At 32.1% G+C, this 25,926-nt stretch carries 18 protein-coding genes; 14 read left to right on the top strand and 4 right to left on the bottom strand.

All coding sequences use genetic code 11. The annotated features are described in order from the left end of the window. The first annotated feature begins 147 nt into the window (after positions 1 to 147). The 5 genes from FOF46_RS00950 to FOF46_RS00930 all read left to right on the top strand — a co-directional run bounded on the left by FOF46_RS00950 (position 148) and on the right by FOF46_RS00930 (position 5,705). The gene (locus FOF46_RS00950; RefSeq protein WP_167571711.1) at positions 148 to 2,301 is read left to right on the top strand and encodes a serine hydrolase; all 2,154 of its coding nucleotides are present in this window, start codon (positions 148 to 150) and stop codon (positions 2,299 to 2,301) included. 232 nt (positions 2,302 to 2,533) lie between these two features. Beyond that, complete coding sequence (locus tag FOF46_RS00945; RefSeq protein ID WP_143915156.1) at positions 2,534 to 2,977, top strand: hypothetical protein; 444 nt, start codon at positions 2,534 to 2,536, stop codon at positions 2,975 to 2,977. Positions 2,978 to 3,188: 211 nt separating this feature from the next. Then, positions 3,189 to 4,175, top strand: a complete 987-nt coding sequence (locus FOF46_RS00940; protein ID WP_143915155.1) for a VPGUxxT family thioredoxin-like (seleno)protein, type 2 — start codon at positions 3,189 to 3,191, stop codon at positions 4,173 to 4,175. Positions 4,176 to 4,355: 180 nt separating this feature from the next. Beyond that, positions 4,356 to 5,123: a hypothetical protein gene (locus FOF46_RS00935; RefSeq protein ID WP_109434629.1), complete on the top strand. Its 768-nt coding sequence runs from the start codon at positions 4,356 to 4,358 to the stop codon at positions 5,121 to 5,123. Positions 5,124 to 5,132: 9 nt separating this feature from the next. Then, a complete protein-coding gene (locus tag FOF46_RS00930; protein WP_143915154.1) occupies positions 5,133 to 5,705 on the top strand; it encodes a YdeI/OmpD-associated family protein in 573 nt (190 codons plus the stop codon). A 6-nt stretch (positions 5,706 to 5,711) separates the two neighbouring features. On the opposite strand, the gene FOF46_RS00925 is transcribed toward FOF46_RS00930, so the two are convergent. Together FOF46_RS00925 and FOF46_RS00920 are read right to left on the bottom strand one after the other, a co-directional pair. Next, positions 5,712 to 6,440 (bottom strand): LytR/AlgR family response regulator transcription factor, encoded by a 729-nt coding sequence (locus tag FOF46_RS00925; protein WP_109434627.1) that lies wholly within the window; start codon positions 6,438 to 6,440, stop codon positions 5,712 to 5,714. A 1-nt stretch (position 6,441) separates the two neighbouring features. After that, a complete protein-coding gene (locus FOF46_RS00920; protein WP_109434626.1) occupies positions 6,442 to 7,512 on the bottom strand; it encodes a sensor histidine kinase in 1,071 nt (356 codons plus the stop codon). Between the two features lie 187 nt (positions 7,513 to 7,699). Here FOF46_RS00920 and FOF46_RS00915 point away from each other — a divergent pair, with 187 nt between their 5' ends. The 9 genes from FOF46_RS00915 to FOF46_RS00875 all read left to right on the top strand — a co-directional run bounded on the left by FOF46_RS00915 (position 7,700) and on the right by FOF46_RS00875 (position 23,087). Then, entirely contained in the window at positions 7,700 to 10,117 is a 2,418-nt protein-coding gene (locus FOF46_RS00915) for a TonB-dependent receptor domain-containing protein (protein WP_143915153.1), read from the top strand. 90 nt (positions 10,118 to 10,207) lie between these two features. Then, the gene (locus FOF46_RS00910) at positions 10,208 to 13,516 is read left to right on the top strand and encodes an amidohydrolase family protein (RefSeq protein WP_143915152.1); all 3,309 of its coding nucleotides are present in this window, start codon (positions 10,208 to 10,210) and stop codon (positions 13,514 to 13,516) included. 14 nt (positions 13,517 to 13,530) lie between these two features. Further along, a complete protein-coding gene (locus FOF46_RS00905; protein ID WP_143915151.1) occupies positions 13,531 to 13,992 on the top strand; it encodes a DUF3291 domain-containing protein in 462 nt (153 codons plus the stop codon). Between the two features lie 11 nt (positions 13,993 to 14,003). Beyond that, on the top strand, positions 14,004 to 15,380 hold the full coding sequence (locus FOF46_RS00900) for an amidohydrolase family protein (RefSeq protein ID WP_143915150.1): 1,377 nt from the start codon (positions 14,004 to 14,006) through the stop codon (positions 15,378 to 15,380). 24 nt (positions 15,381 to 15,404) lie between these two features. Then, on the top strand, positions 15,405 to 16,901 hold the full coding sequence (locus FOF46_RS00895; RefSeq protein WP_143915149.1) for a S10 family peptidase: 1,497 nt from the start codon (positions 15,405 to 15,407) through the stop codon (positions 16,899 to 16,901). Positions 16,902 to 16,904: 3 nt separating this feature from the next. Continuing rightward, entirely contained in the window at positions 16,905 to 17,915 is a 1,011-nt protein-coding gene (locus tag FOF46_RS00890; RefSeq protein ID WP_143915148.1) for a pirin family protein, read from the top strand. A 173-nt stretch (positions 17,916 to 18,088) separates the two neighbouring features. After that, positions 18,089 to 20,074 carry a response regulator gene (locus FOF46_RS00885; protein WP_167571710.1) on the top strand — a complete coding sequence of 662 codons (1,986 nt, stop codon included), beginning with the start codon at positions 18,089 to 18,091 and terminating at the stop codon, positions 20,072 to 20,074. Positions 20,075 to 20,183: 109 nt separating this feature from the next. Beyond that, positions 20,184 to 22,262, top strand: coding sequence for a response regulator (locus tag FOF46_RS00880; protein WP_143915146.1), 2,079 nt, complete (start codon positions 20,184 to 20,186; stop codon positions 22,260 to 22,262). After that, positions 22,263 to 23,087: a DUF1853 family protein gene (locus FOF46_RS00875; protein ID WP_143915145.1), complete on the top strand. Its 825-nt coding sequence runs from the start codon at positions 22,263 to 22,265 to the stop codon at positions 23,085 to 23,087. A gap of 7 nt (positions 23,088 to 23,094) precedes the next feature. Here FOF46_RS00875 and FOF46_RS00870 read toward each other — a convergent pair whose 3' ends face one another. Together FOF46_RS00870 and FOF46_RS00865 are read right to left on the bottom strand one after the other, a co-directional pair. Beyond that, entirely contained in the window at positions 23,095 to 24,558 is a 1,464-nt protein-coding gene (locus FOF46_RS00870) for a magnesium chelatase (RefSeq protein WP_109434616.1), read from the bottom strand. A 53-nt stretch (positions 24,559 to 24,611) separates the two neighbouring features. Further along, positions 24,612 to 25,742, bottom strand: coding sequence for a vWA domain-containing protein (locus FOF46_RS00865; protein ID WP_143915144.1), 1,131 nt, complete (start codon positions 25,740 to 25,742; stop codon positions 24,612 to 24,614). Positions 25,743 to 25,926: the final 184 nt, after the last annotated feature.

The raw sequence follows: 25,926 nt of genomic DNA, 5'->3' as shown, positions 1-25,926 counted from the left end.
TTAAAACATAACTATTTTTGTATAAATCGATTAGTTGCATAACAAAACTGTAACATTTTTTAAATCACAGTATCTATAGAAAAGGTAATGTTATTATGCATTACCTTTTTAAAGAATGTAGTTATTCATTTTAAAAAACTAATCGCAATGGGTTTACACTTTAATTCTCTTACTCGTCTATTCAATCATCAATTAAACGAACATACAAATATTCCAATCTTTTTTACAGTGCTAATCACACTATTATTCACCAATGTGACTTTTGGTAGTTCAACACCAACAAATACATCTTCAAAAGATTTGGTTACAATTTCTAATGGGGCTATTGCTTATGCATATCCCATTTCTAATATTAAAATTGACGGAGATATTTCTGACTGGCCTACAGACCTGGAACGTTATCCTATCAATAAATTTCCATATGGTGGTGATCTTAAAAATAAAAATGATTTTGATGCATATTTCAATGTGGGATATAACATTTCAGAAAAAGCATTATACGTTATTGTTGTTGTCACTGATGAATCTCATGTTGTTGACACATCTGATGAATCAGATTGGAATACACAAGACAGTTTTAATTTTTACATAGATGAACAACACTCTCCTAATGGATCTGGTGTTGATTTGTATCAGTTTAGCGAACATTACAAAGATACTAACGATCAATCCGTGAGTTGGGATCCATCAAAAAAGGAAACCAGCTGGGATAATATAGAAATTATATCTAAGCGAAAAAGCACTACGACTATTTATGAGTGCAAAGTGAAGTTAAGCAATACCATAAAAGTTGGTAAATCAATAGGGATTGACCATGTATTTATCGATAAAGACGCAGATGATGATAAGAACTCTAACTCCTTTATCGCCTGGGGAAATGGCGGAGGAAAAAGTAGCGCTCCTGGAAGATTAGGAGATGTAATTCTAATGAAGGAAAAAGAAAAAACAGGTACAATACAAGGAAAAATTGCGTGGAAAGATGCAAAACTAAAGAAATATCCCAATCAAATTCGATTTACTGCTAAAAACAACTCTGATCTTTGGGTACAAACAGCAGTGGATTCAATGGGCAATTATACTTTGGATATTCCTACAGGTGAATACATCATCTCTCCTGCAAAAAAACTATTCTACTCAGATGAAAGTCAATTTAGAGATGAAAAATTAGTTAGAATTAACACTCAAAATGATAATAGTAATGTAACCGTAATTGCTAATAAAACAATAGATGCTCCGGTTCTTCAACTTTCTGTAGTCCCTGATCCTGACATAATACCAGGAAAAGGAATATTACATGATTTTGACACAAACAAAACAGTAATGGTCGATAAGTTTATTAATACATATCAAGAGCATTATCAAATCCCTGGAGTTTCACTCGCATTAATCAAAGATGGTAAAATTGTATACCATAAAACGTATGGAGTAAAAAACACACTTACTAAAGAAAAAGTAGATGATAAAACATTATTTGAAGCTGCATCTATTACCAAACCTGTTTTTGGTTTTGCTGTTATGCGATTAGTAGAACGAGGAATTATTAATTTAGATAAACCTTTATATGAATACTTACCTTTTGAAGATATCGCACATGATGATCGATATAAATTGATCACGGCACGTCATGTCATGTGTCATAAGACAGGGTTTCCTAATTGGGCATGGATGAATGAAGATGGTAAAATAGATATAAAATTTACTCCCGGGACAAAATATCAATATTCTGGAGAAGGTTTTGAATACTTAAAAAGAGTTGTTGTTCATATTACAGGTAAGGATATAAATACAATACTCAAAGAAGAAGTATTAACTCCATTAGGATTAGAAAATACTTACTTTTCAAAAAATGACTATCTGGCAAAAGTGGTCTCCAATGGGCATTTTGATAACCTACCCTCGCAAACTACTTTGCCAAGTAATCCTGGTATGGCTTGGAGTATGCATACCGAAGCTAAAACATTCACTAATTTCTTATTAGGATTATCTGATAAAAAAGGGTTAAAAGCTGAAACATATCAGGAAATGTTTAAAGTACAGACTGAGATACCCAAAGATGAAAAGGATACCAGATCAAAAGAATGGCAAGACTATTTTGGTTTGAGTATCCACATGCAAAAAACCCCATTTGGCCCCAGTTTTGGTCATGGTGGTAATAATGGAGACTTTAGATGCCTTGCTGTAATGTATCAGGATTTAGATATGGGATTCGTAGTTTTTACGAATAGTAATACAGGAGAAATACTACATGATGATCTTGTAGAATATTTGATTACAGGTAAGCAACAGAAGAAAAAACTATAATAATTTTCTATAATCGATCACGATCGTAAAAACATTATGTATGATATGAATCGTATACTTATCTTTTGTTTAATTTCTATCTTACTCCTTGGATGCCAAACAAAGAACCAAAATAACCTGTAAAGAATTTGAACAATTAGTTTATCTAATATCACAGGTCGAAATGATTTGCAACCTTGGCGCAACCATCATATAAATAATGCATCTAATAATTAAATTAAGATACTCAACTGTGAAAAAAATAATATTTACTGTATTCTCTATCTGTATTCTATTCTCTTGCTCAAATGATGATGAATCGACAACTACAGAATTTGATGCTAAGCAATACCCTCAAAAATGGCAATTAATCGAAATGACTGGAAGCATTGCCAATGTTCCTCCAACTAGAGGAAATGATATGGAATGGCAAGAATACTATATATTACAATCCAACAAAACGTTTATTAAATCAAGAGAGGTTAATTCGGAAATAACTGAAGCAACAGGTACTTATAAATTTATAACACTATCAGATGATACTTATATCGAATTATTATATCCTTCGAATAATATCCTCATAGGAAATTGTACAGCAGAACACAAAGAACTAATTAGAGTTAATACAAACGACAAATTAACAGGAACCTGGGCAGCCTGTGATGGTCCAGGTTTGTTTTATCAAAGAATTGAATAAGGCTAATTATTATATTTAAACTTGATGTCCCTATTTTAGGGACATTTTTGTACATACAAATCTGTACTCTATGCCTTCCCTCCCATTTTATTATAAACTTATGGTATATACTGTGAAAAATAGATAATTCTTCATAAATGTTGTAAAAAACAAAACAAAATAACGACATAGTACATAAGCATATTATAGAATAACTCTCAAAATTTCATCTATGATCGATACTTTTTTAAAACATGCTTTATATATAATGCTCTCTGTTTTTTGTATGCATGTAAGTTCACAAGAAAAAACATCTCCAAAAAATCAAAGTATAGAATTAGGGAAAGTAAGCTGGTATAGAGATTATGACACTGCAATAACATTAGCAAAAAAACAAAAAAAAGAAGTTCTTATATTATTTCAGGAAGTTCCGGGGTGCTCTACCTGTAGAAACTATGGACATAATGTTCTAAGTCATCCTTTAATGGTTGAGGCCATAGAAGATTTATTCATTCCTTTGGCAATTTATAATAATAAAGGAGGCAAAGATGCACAAATTCTAAAACGATATAATGAACCAAGTTGGAATAACCCTGTAGTAAGAATTGTTAATACAAAAGGTGAAAATATAGTAAAAAGAGTAGCACGTAATTATTCTGCAATTGCACTTTATAATGCTATGGAAAATGCATTAAAAAGTCAAAAAAAACATATTCCAGAATATATGAAGTTATTGGGATCAGAACTTGCCTCATCGCAAAATAGTAATATTAAAGAAAAATACTATAAAATGTATTGTTTCTGGACCGGAGAGAAACATTTAGGTAATGCCAAAGGTGTATTAACTACAGAACCAGGGTTTATTGGTCATAATGAAGTTGTAAAAGTAAAATACGACGAACAATTAATAAACAAGAATGAACTAAATGCGTATGCTAAGCAAGTAGATTTTTATCCAATTCTTAATGATGGATCTTATCATATTGCTTCAAAAGATCGTCAATACTATTTACAACATACAGATTATAAATATTTACCTTTAACCGAATTGCAGAAAACAAAAATTAATAGTGCCTTAGGAAGTAAGAAATCACCTAAAAAATATTTGAGCCCTAAACAAATAATCTGGCTCAATCAAATCAATAATACGAATACAAAAAAAGAAGTATTGTATAATAAAGATTTCGCATCTGCCTGGGATAGAAAAAACAACAAATGATTCTATCATGCTAGGGAATAAAAGGTTTTCTACGGTAATATAACAAATAGTTATTATCTCTTTAAATATCCTTAAGTATTTGAACCATGATTTAAGATATTTTTATACTTCTTCATCCCCTCTATATACGATAAACTTTATTATTTTTAGCTTAGATAATACAACAAAACACCAATCATCATGATTAAGAAAATAATATTAGTTCTTTTTGTGACCTTTTTTAATTTTAACTCGTTTGCAACTCCAACTAAAATAATGGTACGAGCTAAAGCCAAGGATGCCAAGTTTATTGGTAATTCTATAGGAGGTGCGTATATCATTATACGTAATCAACGTACTGGCGAGATTCTTTCTCAAGGCAAGACCAAAGGAGGAACTGGAGATACTAGCCTTATCATGAAAACACCAAGAGAAAGAAATATCAATATTACAGATGATAAAACTTCTGGTTTTTTGGCTGAATTAGATATATCAGAACCTGTTTTTGTAAGTATAGAAGTATTTGCTCCTATAAATAAAAAACAAGCTACGGTATCAGGATCAACTACACTATGGATAATCCCAGGAAAAGATATATTAGGTGATGGTATTATTATTGAAATCCCGGGTTTTGTAATCGATATTTTAACCCCCAGAACACATCAGTTTATTTCGCTAAAATCCATTGAAGAAAAAAGTATTAGTATACAATCCAACATTGTAATGATGTGTGGTTGTACGATTAGCGATGGTGGGCTTTGGGATGCAAATCAAATAGAAGTAAAAGGAATATTAAAAAAAGATGGTACTAAAATACAGGAGATTCCTCTTAAAGTAAGTTCTCCAAATCTCTTCGAAGGCTCTATAAATGTTGATTCTACAGGGAATTATGAACTTATTGTATATGCATATCACCCAAAGACCGGAAATACCGGAGTTGACAAAGTAAATTATATTATAACTCCCTAATATATTCGTATGGATAAACCAGAACTATATTTTAAAAACGATAAAGAGTGGCGTGCATGGCTCCATGAAAACTATAATCAATCTCAAGGGGTATACTTAATTCTTTATAAAGTAGAAAGTAAACAACCCAGCATGCGTTGGGAAGAAGCAGTCAGAGTTGCTTTATGTTATGGTTGGATTGATTCTACCGTTAAAAGGTTAGATGATCTACGTCGTAGACAATATTTCTGTCCGCGTAAGCCTAAAAGTATTTGGAGTAAAGTCAATAAGACTCATATTATAGATTTAATTAAAAACAATTTAATGCATGAAAGTGGATTAATGAGTATAGACACTGCAAAAAAAAATGGTTCATGGATTGCTCTGGATGATGTCGAAGACGGTATTATTCCTAAAGATCTAAAACATGCATTTGTTCAAAATCCAAAAGCCTTCAAGAATTATCAAAACTTTGCAAAAGGATATCGCAAAAGTTATCTCTATTGGCTCTATAACGCAAAACGTCAAGAGACCCGTGATAAGCGAATTGTAGAGATTATTAAATTTTGTGAAGCTAATATAAAATCAAGAGGGAATTGGTGATATCCTTTAAAACATTAATCGTTTTATGTTATCCATATATCCTCGACTAACCCGCACTACTTCATCATTTTGCATTACGACATCGTAGCTCTTGGTATATTTATTTAACTCTTTTACTTTATTTAAATTAATAATTGAAGAACGGTGCACCCGGATTAAAATCGCGTTATCTAATTTTTCTTCTAATGCAGAAATGCCAAAATTACTTAGATATACCCCTGTATCTGTTATTAATTTAGAGTAATCTCCATAGGCCTCAATACGTATAATATCTTCTACAGCTATAGTAATTAACTTACTTTGAGACTGTACAAGTATTCGCTCGGGATATTTTGGTTGATCCATTAATAAGCTTTCTGCCAAAGGCCTAATCTTATTTTCACCTGTATATGAATTTAAACGTTCTATTGCTACCTTAAACCTTTCCTTGGTATATGGTTTTAATAAATAATCGATTGCATGTACATCAAAGGCTTGCAATGCATATTTGTCATATGCAGTAGAAAAAATAATCTGAGGAATTTCATCAATATGGGTGAGTACATCAAATCCAGTCATTCCCGGCATTTGTACATCCATAAATACAAGATCTGGTTTAAACTCATTAATCATTTTAACCGCATCAACTCCATTATTAGCTTCTCCTAACAAGATCAACTCTGGGAAATCAGCTAGATATTCTTTGATGAGTTTCCTTGCTGCAGCTTCATCATCTATAATGATTACCTTCTTCATTTTATATAGTAAAATTAATTTTTAGTCCTTGTGGTGTATTATCACTTAACTTAAGCGTAGAATTATACATTTTTTCCAAGCGCATTCTGGTATTAGTTAGTCCAATACCTTTTCCGTATACTTTTCCTTTGTCTTTAATACCAATACCAGTATCCCCAATCTCAAAATGAAGTTTATCTTCTTTTTTGAATATTGAAATAGATATTTCACCTCCTTCTATCAGAGAAGCAAGACCATGTTTAATAGAATTTTCAACCAGTGGTTGTAATAGCATAGGTGGTATTTTTTCTTCCATCACATTTTCTGCCACGTCAATCTTTATTTGAAGACGTTCTTCGAAACGTTCTTTTTCTAGTGTCAAATATTTTTTCACAAAATCTAATTCCTCCCTTAGAGGAACCTTTTCAACTTGAGAGGCTTGTAACTGATACCTAAACAAATCTGATAATTCTGCTATCAAATGTCTAGTCTTTTCATTTTCAGGGGGTACAGAAGCACTAATTGTGTTAAATATATTATACAAGAAATGTGGATTTAATTGAGCCTTTAATGCTGATAATTCACTTTTTAAGGCTGCAGCACGTAATTCACCTTCTAATTCTATTTTTTTTTGATTATCAATATGATACTGGTACGAATGAAATATTCCAAACTGAAGTATATAAAAAAGCGCAGGAATATAGAAATCCCATGTTCGTCCTGCTCCATCCAAATAGAAAAATCCAAATATATCACTTATGGAATAGTACAATTGCTGCCATACAATGATAAAAGACGGTAATAACACAATATGCAATAATAGCTTACTTTTCATCGACCAATTCTTTAAAACCCTAAAAAGAAGCCACCAAATAGGAATAGTAATAATAAGTTTCAGTAGATAATCTAAACCACCATCATCGATAAAATTAATAAGGTCGAATAAAGAATCCTCCTCTTTATTATACCCTTCTCTATTCGCCCATATCGCTAAGTGATATGCAAATGCGAAAAACACATAAATTGCAACAAAGGCAATAAGTTCTACCGTTCTGATGCCAAAAACTTTTCTTTCTAAAAATGGTTTTCTCATAATTATGTATTATCGTATACAAAACTAAAACTAATACATTTCTCCTTTACATATATTTCGACGAATTGTCTTATATCCAGACGAGTTGTCTTTTCCCATTTAACGGGACAATAGTCAACTCATCGGTTTCTACATGACTAGTATTGTTTCATTTTTCAAATTTGTCGAAACAAAAAAATAATCAATCATGTACGGAAAAAGTAATAAATTTATTCTAATTATTGTTCTTGTGTTCTTATCGATGAACATAAGTAAAGCACAAAATACAATTAAAGGTATTGTTCTGGATGAGCAATCAAAACCTGTTGATGCTGCCACAATATCTCTTATTCGATCTTCAAACAAAGAATTCATTACGGGAGTAATTACCAATAACAAAGGAGAATTCAATATTGAAAACATTAAAGATGGAACTTATCAGGGTATTATTTCAAGTCTTGGTTTTACAGACTACACTACCGCTCTGATTACAATACAAGGCGAAGATGTAGATTTAGGAAGAATTAGTCTTGTTATAAAAACAGAAAGCCTTGATGAAGTTACTGTGGTTGCAGAAAAACCAATCGTACAAGTCATGGCAGATAAGACTGTTTTTAATGTACAAAACACATTAAGTGCCAGCGGAACATCTGGTTATGAGCTTTTGCGTAAGGCCCCTGGTGTTATTGTAGATAATAATGATAATCTTATTGTAGAAGGAAAAACCGGAGTTTTAATATATATAGACGACAAACCTTCTGTACTTAGAGGAGAGGATCTCACGAACTATTTAAAAACCATTCAATCCAGTAATGTAGAAGCTATAGAGATTATTACACAACCATCATCAAAATATGAAGCCGAAGGAAATGCAGGTATCATCAATATTAAATTAAAAAGAGATAAAACTCTCGGTACAAATGGTTCTCTAAGTGCAGGTATTACCTATGGTGACTTTGCTCGATATACCAGTTCTGTTTCCTTTAACACCAGGAATAAGAAATCAAACTTCTTCGGAACCTATAGTAATCGTTTTGGAAAGAGTTTTAGTTTTATTGATCTGTTTAGAACACAAAACAATACTATTTTTGATGCCAAATCAGAAACTGTAAATGATAATAACAGTAATAATCTAAAACTAGGATATGATTACTTTGCTAATAAAAAATCTACTTTTGGTATTATTCTTACCGGAAATTTTAACAATGTAATATCAGATACTGATTCCAGAACACCAATTATTCGTCAAGGTAATAGTAACCCCGAGCAAGTTTTAATTGCAGGTAGTGATTCTGATACACAAACCAGTAACCTATATGCCAATGCAAACTACCGTTATAGCGATACCCTGGGATATAGTATGAATATCGATTTGGATTATGGACAATATAATAATGATCGAACAAACTTACAGCCTAATCAATATTTTAACGGAGATGAAACCGAATTACAAAGCGAAACAACCAATTTTTTTAGTACTCCGATAGACATTACTATTTTTACTTCAAAAGCAGATTATGAACAAAATTTTCTTAAAGGAAAATTGGGACTTGGTATTAAATATTCTAATATAGATACTGAAAACGGGTTTGATTTTTTTGATAGAATAAGTGGTCAGGATATTATTAATCTTGATCAAAGTAATGATTTTACATATGATGAAGAGATATATGCTGCCTATTTTAATTACAATCGTAAATTCAAAAAAATTAATTTACAATTTGGTCTACGTGTAGAACAAACAAAATCGGACGGGCAGTTATTTAGCCGTCAGGATACAGGCGATGATAGGGTTAAAAGAGATTATACTGATTTTTTTCCTAGTGGTGGTATTACTTACCAAATGAATCAAAAAAATTCTATTGCATTAACCTATAGTCGAAGAATACAACGTCCTAATTATCAAAACCTAAATCCTTTCGAATTTAAACTTAATGAATTATCGTTTAGAAAAGGAAACCCGTTTTTACAACCTCAATATACAGATAATATAAAATTATCACATACACACAATTATAGATTAACAACTGCTATAAGTTATAGTTTTGTAGGAGATTATTTTGCACAAGTAACAGAAGCACAGGATGAAGATCAAAATTTTATAATCACCAGAAATGTAGCAGACCAAAAAATTATTAACCTTAGTATATCTTATCCTACCAAAATTAATAACTGGTGGAGTGTATACTATAGTCTTAATGCATATAGAAGTATTTTTGAAGCCACTAATCAAGATTTTGTTTCTGTATCTCAAAATACCTTAAGTCTATATGGTCAAAATACTTTTTCATTGCCAAAAGGTTATAAAATGGAAATCTCTGGATGGTTTAATTCTCCATCTATCTGGGGAGGGACTTACCAAATTAAAAGTTTAGGCTCCTTAAATCTAGCCTTCCAAAAACGTTTTTTCTCTGATAAATTGACTGCCCGCTTAGCATTTAATGATATTTTATACACCTCTCCCTGGCATGGAGATACACGATTTGGAGATCTATCAATACGAGGTAATGGAGGATGGGATAGCAGACAGGTTCGTTTTAATTTGACGTATAACTTTGGAAGTAAAGAAGTAAAAAAATCCAGAAAGCGTAAAACCGGAATTGAAGATGAAAAAAATAGGATTTAGGATTCCTTTAGTAACTAAAATTGCATTAACAACACTTTAAGATATTTTATGTGATAAATCCTTATTTTCGGATTACATAAACTACGAATCATGCACAAACACATTATCTCTTTCTTGATATTGGGATTATTAATTGTAACAACTACTCAAGCTCAGAAAGACAAAAAAGATAAAAAAGAAGAAGAAAAATGGGATGTTTCTAATCCCAAAGGAGAATTTAATTATAAAGACCACAAATTTAATACTGATGAAGGTACCTGGATGAATCTAGATGTAAGTCCAGATGGAAAAACTATTATTTTTGACCTTTTAGGGGATATTTATAGTATCCCCTTTTCTGGAGGAAAAGCAAAAGTATTACGTACAGGAATTCCTTTTGAAGTACAACCACGTTTTAGTCCAGATGGAAAGAAAATTTCCTTTACCAGTGATGCAGGAGGCGGTGATAATATATGGGTGATGAACCGAGATGGTAGTAATGCAAAACAAATTACTAAAGAAAGTTTTAGATTATTAAACAATGCTACCTGGATGCCTGATGGTAATTATCTTATTGCAAGAAAACATTTTACTTCTCAACGGTCATTAGGTGCTGGAGAAATGTGGCAATATCATATCACAGGTGGTTCTGGAATACAGCTTACCAAAAGAAAAAATGACCAACAAGACGTCAATGAACCCAATATCACTCCTGATGGTAAATATATGTATTACAGTGAAGATATGTATCCCGGTGGATTCTTTCAATATAACAAAGATGCCAACAAACAAATCTATGCTATTAAAAGATACGATTTCGAAACTGGGAAAACCATAACAGTTACAGGAGGGCCAGGAGGAGCAGCGAGACCACAAGTATCTCGAGATGGAAAGAAATTAGCATTTATAAAAAGAGTACGAACAAAAACTGTATTGTACATTCATAACCTGGAAACAGGAGAAGAATGGCCTATTTATGACAAACTTAATAAAGATCAACAACAAGCCTGGGCAATTTTTGGCACCTATCCTAATTTTAGCTGGGCACCTGATAATAAAGAAATTGTTTTCTGGTCTGGCGGGAAAATTAATAAAATTAATATTGAGACTCAGGAAATAGCTAATATTCCATTTTCAGTAGATGCCAACATTAAAATCGCAGAGACATTACATTTTAATGCTCCGGTATCTCCAGATGAATTTACTGCAAAGGTAATTCGTAATGTAGTAACTTCTCCCGATGGCAAAACACTGGTATTTAGTGCTCTTGGGCAATTATGGAGTAAACATTTACCCAAAGGCAAACCTCAACGGCTTACAACTCAGTCTGCTGATTTTGAATTCGAACCTAGCTTTTCTACTGATGGACAATATATCGTTTATGTCACCTGGAATGATGAGAATTTAGGCGGAATAAGTAAAATTCCATTGTCGGGAGGAACACCTACTAAGCTTACGACAAAAAAAGGGATTTATAGAACCCCTGTATTTAATTCTACCAATAGTTTGATCACTTTTAGGAAAGAAAATGGAAATAGTGATCAAGGATTGAGTTTTACAAAAAACACGGGGATATATACTATGTCTTCTTCTGGAGGTATTGCAAAGTTAATAACAGATGAAGGTGAATATCCTATGTTTTCTGCTAATGGAGAAAGGGTTTTTTATCAAACTGGAGGTACATATTTTGGAAGTCTTACAAAGGAACTAAAATCTGTGGATTTAAACGGAAAGGATAAAAAAACACATGTCAAATCCAAATATGCAAATCGATTAGTACCTAGTCCGGATAACAAATGGATAGCATTTACGAATTTACATAAAGCTTTTGTAGCTCCTTTGGTGATCAATGGAAAAGAAGTAGATCTCGATAATAAATCTAAATCTGTACCCGTATCTCAGATTACTAAAGATGCAGGTGTAAATCTTCATTGGTCAAAGGATAGTAAAAAAGTATTCTGGACATTAGGTGATGAATATTTTTCTAATGATATAAAAGATCGTTTTACATTCTTACCTGATTCTCCTGAAAAAGTTGGTGATATTACGGATAATGGGATCAAAATTGATTTAAAAGTAAAAACCGATGTACCACAAGGTCGAACTGCATTTACTAATGCCAGAATAATTACAATGGAAGGCGATCAGGTCATAGAAAATGGTACAATCATTATAAGAAATAACCGTATTGAAAAAATAGGTGACGTTTCTGAAATATCTGTTCCTGGAGATGCAAAAGTATATGATGTAAAAGGCAAAACGATTATGCCTGGTATTGTAGATGCTCATGCTCATGTTGGAGGATTTAGATACGGATTAACAACCCAGAAGCACTGGCAATTATATGCGAACCTTGCTTTTGGAGTAACCACATCTCATGACCCTTCTGCCAATACAGAATCAATATTTACCATGTCTGAAATGATACGAAATGGTCAAATGGTAGGTCCTCGCCTCTACTCTACCGGAATTATTTTATATGGTGCAGATGGAGATTTTAAAGCTGTCGTAAATTCATTAGAAGATGCACGATCTTCAATCCGTAGAACCAAGGCGTTTGGAGCCAAATCTGTAAAAAGCTATAATCAACCTCGAAGAGATCAACGTCAGCAGGTAATACAAGCAGCCAGAGAACTTCAAATCAATGTTGTTCCAGAAGGAGGTTCTACCTTTTATCATAATATGAGTATGATTATGGATGGACATACCGGAATAGAACATAATATTCCTGTAGCACCTGTATATAAAGATGTAAATGAATTGTGGAAAAGAAGTAAGACAGGATATACTCCAACATTAATTGTAAACTATGGAGGTATGAATGGAGAATATTACTTCTATCAAAAAGATAATGTTTGGGAAAATGAAAAATTACTTAAATATACCCCCAGAGCTATTGTTGACGCACGTGCTAGACACAGAACTATGGTACCAGATGAAGAATATGAAAACGGACATATTCTTGTTTCAAAAACCTGTAAGGCTTTAAGTGATGAAGGAGTAAAGGTTAACTTGGGAGCACATGGGCAATTACAAGGTCTTGGAGCACATTGGGAATTATGGATGCTTCAACAAGGCGGGATGACAAACTTAGAAGCTTTAAGAGCCGCAACCTTAAATGGTGCACAATATATAGGAGCTGGAAACGATATTGGTTCCCTTAAAGAAGGAAAGTTAGCAGATTTAATTGTATTGGATAAAAACCCTTTAGAAAATATTAGAAATACTGAAACGGTAAAATATACCATGGTCAATGGTAGGTTATTTGATACGGATACCATGAATGAAATAGGAAATACTACCAAAAACAGAAGTAAATTCTGGTGGGAGAATGCGAACTATAGTCAAGCTTTTCCTTGGCATAAAGAATCTCAAAGTTTTATGCGCCCAGGATGTGGTTGTCATATCGGACATAATTAAAAAACACTATACCTATGCAACTTGCTCAAGTAAACATCGCAGAAATGCTAGCTCCAATAAATGATCCTATCATGGAAGATTTTGTAAATAATCTAGACCGTATAAATGCATTGGCAGAACAAAGCAAAGGTTTTGTCTGGAGGCTTAAAGGAGACGAAGGTAATGCCACTGCAATTACAGTATTTGATAATCTTTTTTTAATCATTAATATGTCTGTTTGGGAAAATGCAGAAACATTATTTGATTTTGTTTATAACACAGCACATTCAGAGATCTTAAAGCGTAAAAAAGAATGGTTTCATAAAATGCCTCGTATGCATATGGCATTCTGGTATATCGAAGAAGGTCACCAACCTTCCCCCGAAGAAGCCAAAGAGAGATTATATCATTTACAGGAACATGGTGAAACACCCTATGCCTTCTCTTTCAAAAGTAAATTTACAAGCGAAGAGGCAGTCCGCTTTAAAAAATTGTAAAACACAAAAAAATGAAAAATTCACTTTTCATACTTCTAACTTTGCTTATTGTATCATGTGCTCAGCCACAAAAGCAAGTAAGTAAAACCGCCATTCTAATTACAGATGCAAATATTATTGATGTTGTCAAAGGTACTGTTCTAGAAAGGCAACATATAGTAATTGACTCTGGAAAAATTAAAAGAATTTCTGATACCATTGAAAATCCAGAAGGGTATCTTACCAAAATTAACGCTACTGGAAAATATCTTATCCCGGGGCTAGCAGAAATGCATGCTCATATTCCTCAGCCAACATCATCATCTAAAGAACGTATTGAGGAAGTTCTCTTCTTATATCTTTCTAATGGAATTACAACCATACGAGGAATGTTGGGACATCCTTATCATTTAGAATTAAGAGAAAAAGCCAAAGCAAGCAACATACAAAGTCCAAGAATTTATACATCAAGCCCATCTCTTAATGGTAACTCCATTAAAACTAAAGAAGAAGCTATAAACAAAATAACGGCATATCAAAAAGAAGGGTATGATTTCTTAAAAATACATCCAGGAATTACATTAGAAGTATTTGATCAACTTGTAAAGACTGCAAACGAAGTAGGCATTCCATTTTCTGGACATGTCCCTGTTGATGTAGGAATACGACATGCTATAGAAAGTAAATACGCTTCAATTGATCATATTGATGGTTTTCTAGAAGGATTGGTACCAGATTCAGAAAATGTAAATCCTGAGGATAATGGATTTTTTGGGTATAACTTCACACCTTTAGCAGATGAATCAAAAATAGATGAATTAGTTCAATTCGCTAACAATAATAATATTTGGATTGTTCCCACGCAAAGTTTATTCGAAAGGTGGTTTGCCCCTATTTCTGCAGAAGAATTACTACAAGATCCTGAAATGAAATATATGCCAGCATCTACATTACAAAACTGGAAACAAAGAAAAGCTCAGTACACCGAGGATAATCCTAATTTTAATGAAGCGCAATGGCAACAATTTAATACCATAAGAAGAAAACTACTTAAAAAGCTTAGTGGTGGAAATAAAATTCTATTGGGTTCTGATGCCCCTCAATTATTTAATGTTCCGGGGTTTTCTATTCATCATGAAATAAATGGAATGGCAGAGGCCGGGTTAACACCATTAGAGATATTACAATCAGGAACCATCAATCCAGCTCGTTTTTTTGATCAGGAAGATACTTTTGGGCAAATTAAGGAAGGATTAGAAGCCGATATCGTATTACTGGATTCTAATCCGTTAGAAAACAGTAAAGCCTTAATGCAAGTTTTTGGTGTAATACTGCAAGGGAAATTAATCACAAAAGAGATGATTGATAAAAAACTTCAGGAAATTGCTCAAAATGCTAGTAAAAATTAGGGATAACCATTATTATATTTCAAAATGAAAACCATATTTTCTTTATTATCAATTGTATTTGTTTTTTCAATTTCTGCAGAAGCTCAGCATATAAAAACTCCTATTGATACAACCATAGTCACTTCACATAGCACCACGATAAAAGGAAAAACAATTCCTTATACCGCAACTGTTGGTTTTCAGCCTGTATGGGATGAAGCCGGAATGCCAATTGCATCTCTGTGCTATACCTATTATAAAAAATCAGATGTCAAAAATGATGAAAACCGACCATTATTGATATCGTTCAATGGAGGCCCTGGTTCTGCTTCAGTTTGGATGCATATCGCATATACCGGTCCACGTATTCTTAAAATTGATAATGAAGGATTCCCTATACAACCATACGGTATTAAATCTAATCCAAATTCTGTACTAGATGTTGCAGATATTGTATTTGTAAATCCTGTAAATACAGGATATTCTAGAATGACCCCAGGTGAGGATGGAAAAATGCCTGATAAAAAATTGTTTTTCGGAGTAAATGAAGATGTAAAATATCTTGCAGATTGGATCAATACCTTTGTTACTCGAAATAATCGTTGGAGATCTCCAAAATATCTTATAGGAGAGAGCTATGGAACCACAAGGGTTTCTGGTTTAGCTCTAGAACTTCAAAATCGTCAATGGATGTATCTTAACGGGGTGATATTGGTCTCTCCCACCGAAATTGGTTTCAAATTTGCTGGCCCAGTAGAAGTGGTGAATCGCCTTCCTTATTTTGCTGCCGCTGCATGGTATCATAAAATGCTTCCTTCTGAACTTCAAAGCAAAGATTTATTAGAGGTTTTACCAGAAGTCGAACAATATACAATCAATGAGTTATTACCATCAATCATAAAAAGTGGATATCTTGATACTTCTAAAAAAGAAGAAGTGATTGCTAAGATGTCCTACTATTCTGGTCTTTCCAAAAAAACAATTCGTCAACATAATCTAGAAGTACCAAAATCTTATTTTTGGAAAGATCTTTTGCGCGACAAGGAAGGATATACGATTGGTAGGTTAGATTCTCGTTATAAAGGAATGGATATCAAAGAAGCCGGAGAGAACCCAGACTACAATAGTGAATTGACCTCGTGGCTTCATGCATTTACTCCAGCTATAAACTATTACTACAGCCAGGAACTAAAATTTAAAACAGATTTAAAATACAATATGTTTGGTCCGGTTAGACCCTGGGATAGAAGTAAAGGTAATCATACCGGAAAAAATTTACGAAAAGCAATGGCAATGAATGCCAATCTTCATACCATGATACAATCTGGTTATTATGATGGAGCAACCACTTATTTTAATGCTAAATATGTTATGTGGCAATTAAACGCTAACGGAAAACTTACCAATCGTCTTAGTTTTAAAGGATATCGTAGCGGACATATGATGTATCTACGTAATGAGGATCTAATTCAGGCTAATGAGGACATTAGAGCATTTATAACCAAATCATCATCTAACATTAGTAAAGGATCAAAATACTAACTTATGAGTGCTATAAAAAAAATCAAACCTTTAGGCTTTCCCTGGGAAACCAGTGACCCTTTTTTATTTTGTGCATATCATGAAGATCAATATCCCAAGGGAAATGGACAATTAGGACCCGATGCTTCACTTGAAGGAAGGAACATTGGTCAAGATTTCACTCCAAAAGATGGATGGCGTATGTATCATGGTACTAAAATACCAGGTTTTCCCGCACATCCTCACAGAGGTTTTGAGACTGTTACTATTGTGCAAAAAGGATTAGTAGATCACTCTGATTCCTTAGGAGCTGCAGGACGTTTTGGAAATGGCGATGTACAATGGATGACAGCAGGTAAAGGTGTACAACATTCTGAAATGTTTCCATTATTAAATACAAAAGAAGAAAATCCATTTCTATTATTTCAAATTTGGCTTAACCTTCCCAGAAATAAAAAAATGGTGACGCCTCATTTTAAAATGTTGTGGAATGAGGAAATTCCAAAAATTAATGTAATGGATGAGCACAAAAACAATACTGAGATTACATTAATCGCAGGGAGTCTAAATAATAAAACCGCTCCAGAACCTGCACCAGAATCCTGGGCGGCAGATCCTCAAAACGAAGTAGCCATATGGACTATAAAAATGGCCCCTAACGCAATCTACACTTTTCCAAAAGCTTCTAGTGGGCTTAACAGGTCATTATATTTCTTTAAAGGAAAAGAAATTATCGCAGAAGAATATACTATACCTGTTCATCATGAAATCATTTTAGAATCTGATCAGGAAATAACTATTAAAAATACCGCTTCAGAGGGACACTTATTAATGTTACAAGGCAAGCCTATTAATGAGCCTGTAGTAAAACATGGGCCATTTGTTATGAATAGTCAAATAGAAATTAGAGAAGCTATCCAAGAATATCAACAAACTGAATTTGGAGGCTGGCCTTGGTCTGGTTATGATCATGTACATTCACCGTCAAAAGGTAGGTTTGCATTATACCCTGATGGCACCGAAATAAATAAATAATCAACTTAAATTTTTTAAAATATTATCATTATACTATCTTTAACAAGATCACTATCATTGTTTTATAAGATTGTATTTAAATGTCTAATAAGAAAATATTTCTTATCCCCCTTGTCTTTTTACTATGTTCAGTTCTGTTTTTCTCTTGTTCTAAGAGAGAGATATTAACGGATATGGAAAAAAAATGGTTAGCACAAAATGATAGCATTGCCATTGCGTCTTTCCCGTATTACCCTCCTTATGAATTCATCAATGATGACGACACTATTGTTGGTGTTTTTGTAGAATATGTAGCTTTAATAGAAGAAAAAATAGGCTATAAATTTCAAAGAAAATATTACTTGGATTGGCCAGAATTAATGAAAGATGCACAAAACGGTGAAGTAGATCTTATTATGCAAATGCAATCTACCAAAAATAGAGAAACTTATTTAAACTTTTATGCAGAATCCTTTAGGTCAAAACATGTAATTGTAGCTAGAAAGGGCACTTATAATGGAAGTAAGATTAGTGATTTTAAAAACAAAATAATTACCGTTCCAGAAGATTATGCAATTTTTGAAAATTTAAAGCAAAAGTATCCTTTGTTTAATTTTGTTGAAGATGGCAATGATTTGACTTGTCTTCAAAAATTAAATTCAGGAACATATGATGCATCTATTGGTCCAAAAGCTGTTATTAATTATCTTATTAAGAATAAGGATTTAAACAATTTAGAAATTGTTTCAGAAACCGAATTAGCATATAAACCAGGAATTGCCGTAAGCAAGAATAACACTATACTTAATTCTATTATTCAAAAAGCAATTCATAATATCTCTCATGAAGAAAAACAAAGTATAATAGAAAATTGGCTTTATATAGAAACAAAACCATTTTATAAGAAGACAAATTTCTGGTTTCCTTTTTTCTTTTTTATGCTATTAGGGGCAATAGGTGTTGGATGCATTAATTTTTACTTGGGATATATAGTTAGCCAAAAAACAAAAGCTTTAAGAATTACAAAAGATCTTGCAGAAAAAGATAATCAATTAAAGACAGCTTTTATTAATAATATATCACATGAAATCCGTACTCCGATGAATGGTATTATTGGGTTCTCTAAACTCCTAAAAGAACCCGGGGTATCTTCAATAGAAAAAGCTAAATATATTGATATTATAGTAGACAGTAGTAGACAATTAATTCATAGCATGGATAGTATACTCGAGATTTCAGAATTACAAACTAAACTTGTTAATATTCATGCCGAAGAAACTGATCTTTTTTATCTATTAGATAACACTTTTTCTACTTTTGAAACTAAAGCAAAGAAAAAAGGAATTACTCTTATTCTTAATAATAATCTTACAAATCAACAACGTTTTATCATTATTGATAAATCTAAATTGAAAAAGATCATCAATGGTCTTATTCAAAATGCAATCAAATTTACTAAAAAAGGGGGTATATTAGTTTCATGTGCAATACAAAACGATTCTTTAATTATTACTGTAAGAGATTCTGGAATAGGAATTGAATTAAAAGACCAACATCGTATATTTAAGAGTTTCTCTCAATCAAAAAACCAAATATCCGAAAAATATGGAGGACTTGGACTTGGATTGACTATTGCTAAAGAAAATACTGCTTTAATGGGAGGCAAATTATCATTTTCTTCCATTCCTGATAAAGGATCTAAGTTTAGACTTGAGCTTCCTTATACGTCTATAACCTCTAAGAATTTTGGACTTAAAACAGCCCCTAAGTCTTTAGAAACAAATCTCAAAGAATATATCATTCTCATTGCAGAAGATGGTGAAGTCAATTTTTTATTTCTCAAGACTATATTAATGAAGATGGAGGATTTCAATTTTGTTATTCATCGCGCAAAAAATGGTAAAGAAGCTGTTGCATTTTGTAAAAAAAACAAGGATATAGATCTCGTTTTTATGGATATAAAAATGCCTGAAATGGATGGTTATGAAGCTACAAGATTAATTAAAAAATCACACCCCGAACTTCCTGTTATCGCACAAACCGCCTATTCAACAAATAAAGATATTAAGAATGCTCTTGCTGCCGGGTGTGACGATTTTATTTCAAAACCTTTGGACCCAAAAATTACTAGTAAAATTCTGAAAAAGTATCTAACATCAACTTCTTCAAAAACACTATGATAGTATTCGTTTTGTAAAATAAGATTGTTCTTTTTTTGATAGTGTTCCTATTAAATAGTATCTTTAGTAATGAGGGAGAGAAAAAGTAATGGATATTTAGCTAACTACTATGCCAAAAAAAATACAATATGTTTTTCCTTTATCACTTGCTTTAATAGGTATCTTTTCTTGTTCTAAATCTCAAATACTTACAGAAGATGAAAAAAATTGGTTACAAGCCAATGATAGTATTTCTGTTGGTGTATTTCCATATTACGCCCCATATCAATTCATTAATGAAAACGAAAAAATAGATGGTATTTTGATCGATTATCTCACACTGATCGAGAACAAAATAGATCATAAGTTTCAAAAAAAATTATATACCAATTGGGAGCGATTATTAAATGATGCAAAAAGTAATAAAATTGATATCATATTAGAAATTCAAGAAACCAAGAAGCGTAGTTCTTACCTTGAATTTTATTCTAAACTCTTTGAGTCCCCTTATTCAATTATAACTAGAAAAGATTCATCTTATGGATCAAATCTGAAAGATTTTTATGATAAAACCATAGCAGTTCCTAAAGACTATGGCATACATGAAATTCTTAAAGAAAAAGAAAAAAACCTTATTGTTTCGACAGAAATTGATGGTATTACTTGTTTACGGCAAGTAAGTTCAGGAAAGTACCATGCCTACATTGGTCCTAAAGCAGTCGCTAATTATTTGATTAATACAGAAAATCTGGATAATCTTAAAATAGTTTCTGAGACAAAATACAATTATACTCCTAGCATTGCGGTGCAGAAAGACAATGAGATACTTAATCAAATTTTTTCAAAAACCACCAAAAGCATAACCGATGATGAAAAGGAAATTATTTTTGACAGCTGGTTATATCATGCAATTATTCCATTTTATAAAAAACCAAGTTTTTGGATAATACTTACAGGGATTATCCTTCTTTCTCTTATTATAATTCTTCTACTTAATCGATATCTTAAGTACTTAATTAGACAAAAAACCAAAGAATTGAATATAGCAAAAGAACGTGCAGAAGAAAGTAACAAATTAAAAACAGCATTTATTCATAATATTTCTCATGAAGTACGTACCCCAATGAATGGTATTATTGGTTTTTCAGAATTAATTAATGATCCAAAAATCACTCCCGAGAAACAAAAAGAATATTCAAAAATTATTATAGATAGTAGCAATCAACTCATCAATATAATAGATGATATTATTGAAATATCAAAATTAGAAACCAATCAGGTCGAGGTTCGTTTTGAAGAAATGAATCTTAATGATCTATTGCAAAAACTATTCTCAAATTTTCAAAGCAAAGCCATCCTTAAAAATATTGCAATTTACCTTAATAATTCTCTGACTGATGATCAAGGAATTATATTAATGGATAAGTTAAAAATCAATAAAATTTTATATAACCTTATTGATAATGCGATCAAATTTACAAACAAAGGTATTATTGAAATCTCTTGTGAAATTATAGATAATCAAATCCTTATTAAGATTATTGATACCGGTATTGGCATTAAACCACAAGACCAGGAATTAATCTTTAGAAATTTTTCTCAATCTGAAAAAGAAGTAACAAAAAGCTATGACGGACTTGGATTAGGATTATCCATTGCTTTAAAAAACGCAAAATTGATTCATGGAAATATTTCATTCACGTCGATGCTCAATAAAGGATCTACTTTTAAATTAACAATTCCCTATCAGCCTATCATTGATCCTAATAAAGATACTGTTTCTGATACTTCTGAAGTGAAAATGGATATCCCAATCAAGCAGGTTATTTTAATTGTCGAAGATGGAGACATTAACTTCTTATTTCTTAAAACCATTTTATCAAAAATGAAAGGATATAAATTTGTTATTCATCGTGCTGAAAATGGTAAAGAAGCTGTAGATATTTGTGAGAATAATACTCTTATAGATTTAGTATTAATGGATATAAGAATGCCTATCATGGATGGATATACTGCAACAAGGAAAATAAAAAAAATGAGACCTGGTCTTCCTATAGTTGCACAAACGGCATATTCAACAGAAGAAGATATAGAAAAAGCATTAGAGGCTGGATGTGATGATTTTGTCTCTAAACCTGTAGATAGAAAAATCTTAAAGCCAATTATTAACAAGTACTTTTCTGTATTTACTAAATCAAAATTGACCTAGATGTCTCTCAAACATCAGTACCTGAGTTTTTTAAACAGTACTTCTTTATGGAATAGTGGGACATCATGTGAATTCTCTATTTTTAATTTTGAAGAATTAATCAAAAATGCTATTCATCCTGAAATTGTACAAATTAATATTGGGGAAAATGAGGTTTTAGGAAAACGCGTAGAGCACTTTTTTGAATATTGTATAACTTCATCCGATCGATATGATCTTCTTGCAAAAAACATTCAGGTATTCGATCATAAAATTACAATAGGAGAGTTAGATTTTATCGTTAAAGATCTTCAACAAAACAAAGTATTACATATAGAATTAGTTTGTAAATTTTATCTTTATGACACCACTCTAGGAGATGGACTTGAGACTTGGATTGGTCCAAATAGAAAAGATTCATTACTCCAAAAAGTAAAAAAACTAACTTTAAAACAGTTTCCTCTACTGTATAAAAAAGAAACCAAACCTATTTTAGAAAACCTGCAGCTTGATGTATCAAAAATCAATCAACAAGCTTGTTTTATATCATATTTGTTTGTTCCTATTACGCTAAAACATCACACTTTCCCTATGATAAACAATAACTGTATTGTTGGTTTTTGGGAAAAATCAAATGCTTTTACTGATGAACAATATGGTAATTATCAATTCTATATACCACAAAAAAAAGATTGGATTTCTAATCCAAAATATTGCAATACATGGTTTTCTTTTGAAGAAATCTTACCACAAATACAAACCCCTCTTTTACAAAAAAAATCTCCACTTCTTTGGATGAAAGAAAATGAAGATTCTTATGCACGATTCTTTGTTGTTTGGTGGTAAATATATACTATAAACCACTGATATAACTCCCGTAAAGATCTTTAAACCTAAATCCTTCTGACAGCCTGTATTTGCTTAGTTTTTTAAATTCTACTAATCCCCACAATAAGAACTCTTTCATAAAATAGCTATCTTCTTTACTCAATTCTGGTTGATATTTTATGATTAGATCATTAAGTGGTGCTATTACATCTAGTTTCTCCTTGTATGTTGCGTCTGATACATCATCCAATAATTCAAACCCGCTTTCTTCAAAAAACCAATTAATTAATTCCTGATAAGGGCTTTCATAATCTTCCTTTTCTAATTTTTCTATATTAGGAAAATAATCCGGGAACAATGTTTTTATTGCATCTGCTATCAAAGAATGTGCTACAGATGCAGCTCCCTCCTGCTCCCCTTCATATACTAACTCTACTTTACCAGTGATTGCAGGAATAATACCTATAAAATCACTCAAACGCAATAAAGTGGTACTATCTCCAGATTGCAAAGCTCGATATTCTGCTGTACTTAATAAATTTTCATAAGCAGTAATACTCATCCTTGCACTTATACCACTTTTATGATCAATAAATTCACTTTCTCTCGCTTGAAAACTAATCTGTTCTAATATGTCTTTTGCTATATTCGGTACATACACCAAATCCGCTTGCCTCTCATCAAGCTTAGCTTCTTGTTGCGTTATTGTTTTTGCCACTTCTATTGTTTCAGGATAATGTGTTAAGATTTGCGATCCAATCCTATCCTTCAATGGTGTTACTATACTTCCCCGATTAGTATAATCTTCTGGATTTGCGGTAAATACAAATTGCATATCTAGGGGTAGCCTCAGCTTAAATCCTCTAATCTGGATATCGCCTTCTTGCAAAATATTAAATAATGCTACCTGAATACGTGCTTGTAAATCTGGTAATTCATTGATTACAAAAATACTTCTATTTGCTCTGGGAATCATCCCAAAATGAATTACTCTATCATCGGCATAACTTAATTTTAGGTTAGCCGCTTTAATAGGATCCACATCCCCTATAATATCTGCTACGGTAACATCTGGAGTAGCTAGTTTCTCTGAAAAACGTTCTGATCTATGTAACCAGCTAATTGGGGTATCCTCCCCCTTTTCTTCAATTAAATTAGTCGCATATCTAGAAATAGGATTAAAAGGATCATCATTAATTTCTGATCCATCTACAATAGGAATCCATTCATCTAACAAATTAATCATTTGTCTTGCCAAACGAGTTTTTGCCTGACCTCTTAGACCCAGTAAATTAATATTATGCCTGGAAAGAATTGCTCTTTCTAATTCGGGAATCACAGTATTTTCATAACCATGAATTCCTGTAAAGGTTTTTTCTTTATTGCCAATTTTTGTCCTCAGGTTATTTCTAAGTTCATCTTTAATGGAAATACTTTTATATCCTTCTTTTTTTAATTGACCCAGCGTATTTATTTTTTCAATTTTCATCTATTTCGAAATTTTTCTTTTTCTTTTTAGTATTATTTTCTAATGGTATAATATTATCCTTTGATTCTTTTTTTTCTATTAGTTTCATAATCTTCAAAAATCATTTCTCCTAATCCTTTTAATCCAGTATAAAATGCTTTTCCTTGATTTGCATACGTAAATTCTCTTACAAATTGCATCAAATAAGGATCTTGAGCGATCATAAATGTAGTAATCGGAATATGTAACTTTCTGGCTTGTTGAGCCATCATATAGCACTTATTTACAATATGTCTATCTAAACCATTACTATTTTTGTAATACTGTCCATCTGGCATTATTAAACAACTAGGTTTACCGTCTGTTATCATAAAAATCTGCTTGTTGGTATTACGTTTTCTTCGCAGCATATCCATTGCTAATTGTAGGCCCGCTACAGTATTAGTGTGATAGGGTCCAACTTGTAAGTATGGCAAATCTTTAATAGCAATAGGCCAGGCATCATTACCAAAAACTAATATATCTAATGTATCTTTAGGGTATCGTGTAGTAATTAATTCGGCCAGTGCCATAGCTACTTTTTTTGCAGGTGTAATTCGATCTTCTCCATATAAAATCATACTATGGCTAATATCTATCATTAATACCGTACTCATTTGAGCTTTAAACTGTGTTTCTTCAACAACGAGGTCTTCTTCGGTAAGATTTAAGTCCCCGATACCATGATTAATTTGAGCGTTTTTTAAACTTTCTGTCATCGATATTCGTTCCAAGGAATCTCCGTATTGATAATTTCGAAATTCTCCAGAATGTTCATCCCCTCTACCGATATAGTTTGTTCTGTGATTGCCTGCTCCACTTCGCTTCAATTTTCCAAAAATCTGATCCAACGCCCTTTTTCGAATGGCCTGTTCTGTTTTGGCAGTAATCGACATTCCTCCTTTACCATTTTTATCAACTTCTTCACGAATATATCCTTTCTTCTTTAGGTCTTCTACAAAATCATCTAATGTATATTCTTCATCAGTTAATTCATATTCTTTATCTAACTCTTTCATCCAATCCAAAGCTTCATCTAGATCACCAGAAGTATGTGTAATAATTTCCTGAAAAATATCAAAAAGCTTATCAAAAGGAGATTGTTCTGGAGCTTCGTAGGCTTTAAAGGTAAAGCCCTTTTTAAAAAAATCTTTTTTCTTTTTCATATGTTAAAGTTAGTATATTTTGCAAAAGATTCTAACGAATCGACCTTTGAAGAAATCAGAATTAACATTTGTTTTGGATAATTGAAACCAAAAACAACTTCTCCTTTATTGCAAAAGTTGTAATCGCGAACATTTATTATCTTTGAAGAGAGTAGATATTCCTTAAATTCATATCACATATATT

The sequence above is a fragment of the Aquimarina algiphila genome, assembly GCF_007489275.1.
Taxonomy (GTDB): Bacteria; Bacteroidota; Bacteroidia; order Flavobacteriales; family Flavobacteriaceae; genus Aquimarina; species Aquimarina algiphila.
Note: the sequence above shows the minus strand (reverse complement) of the source record. Positions and strands in the feature narration are given on the sequence as shown.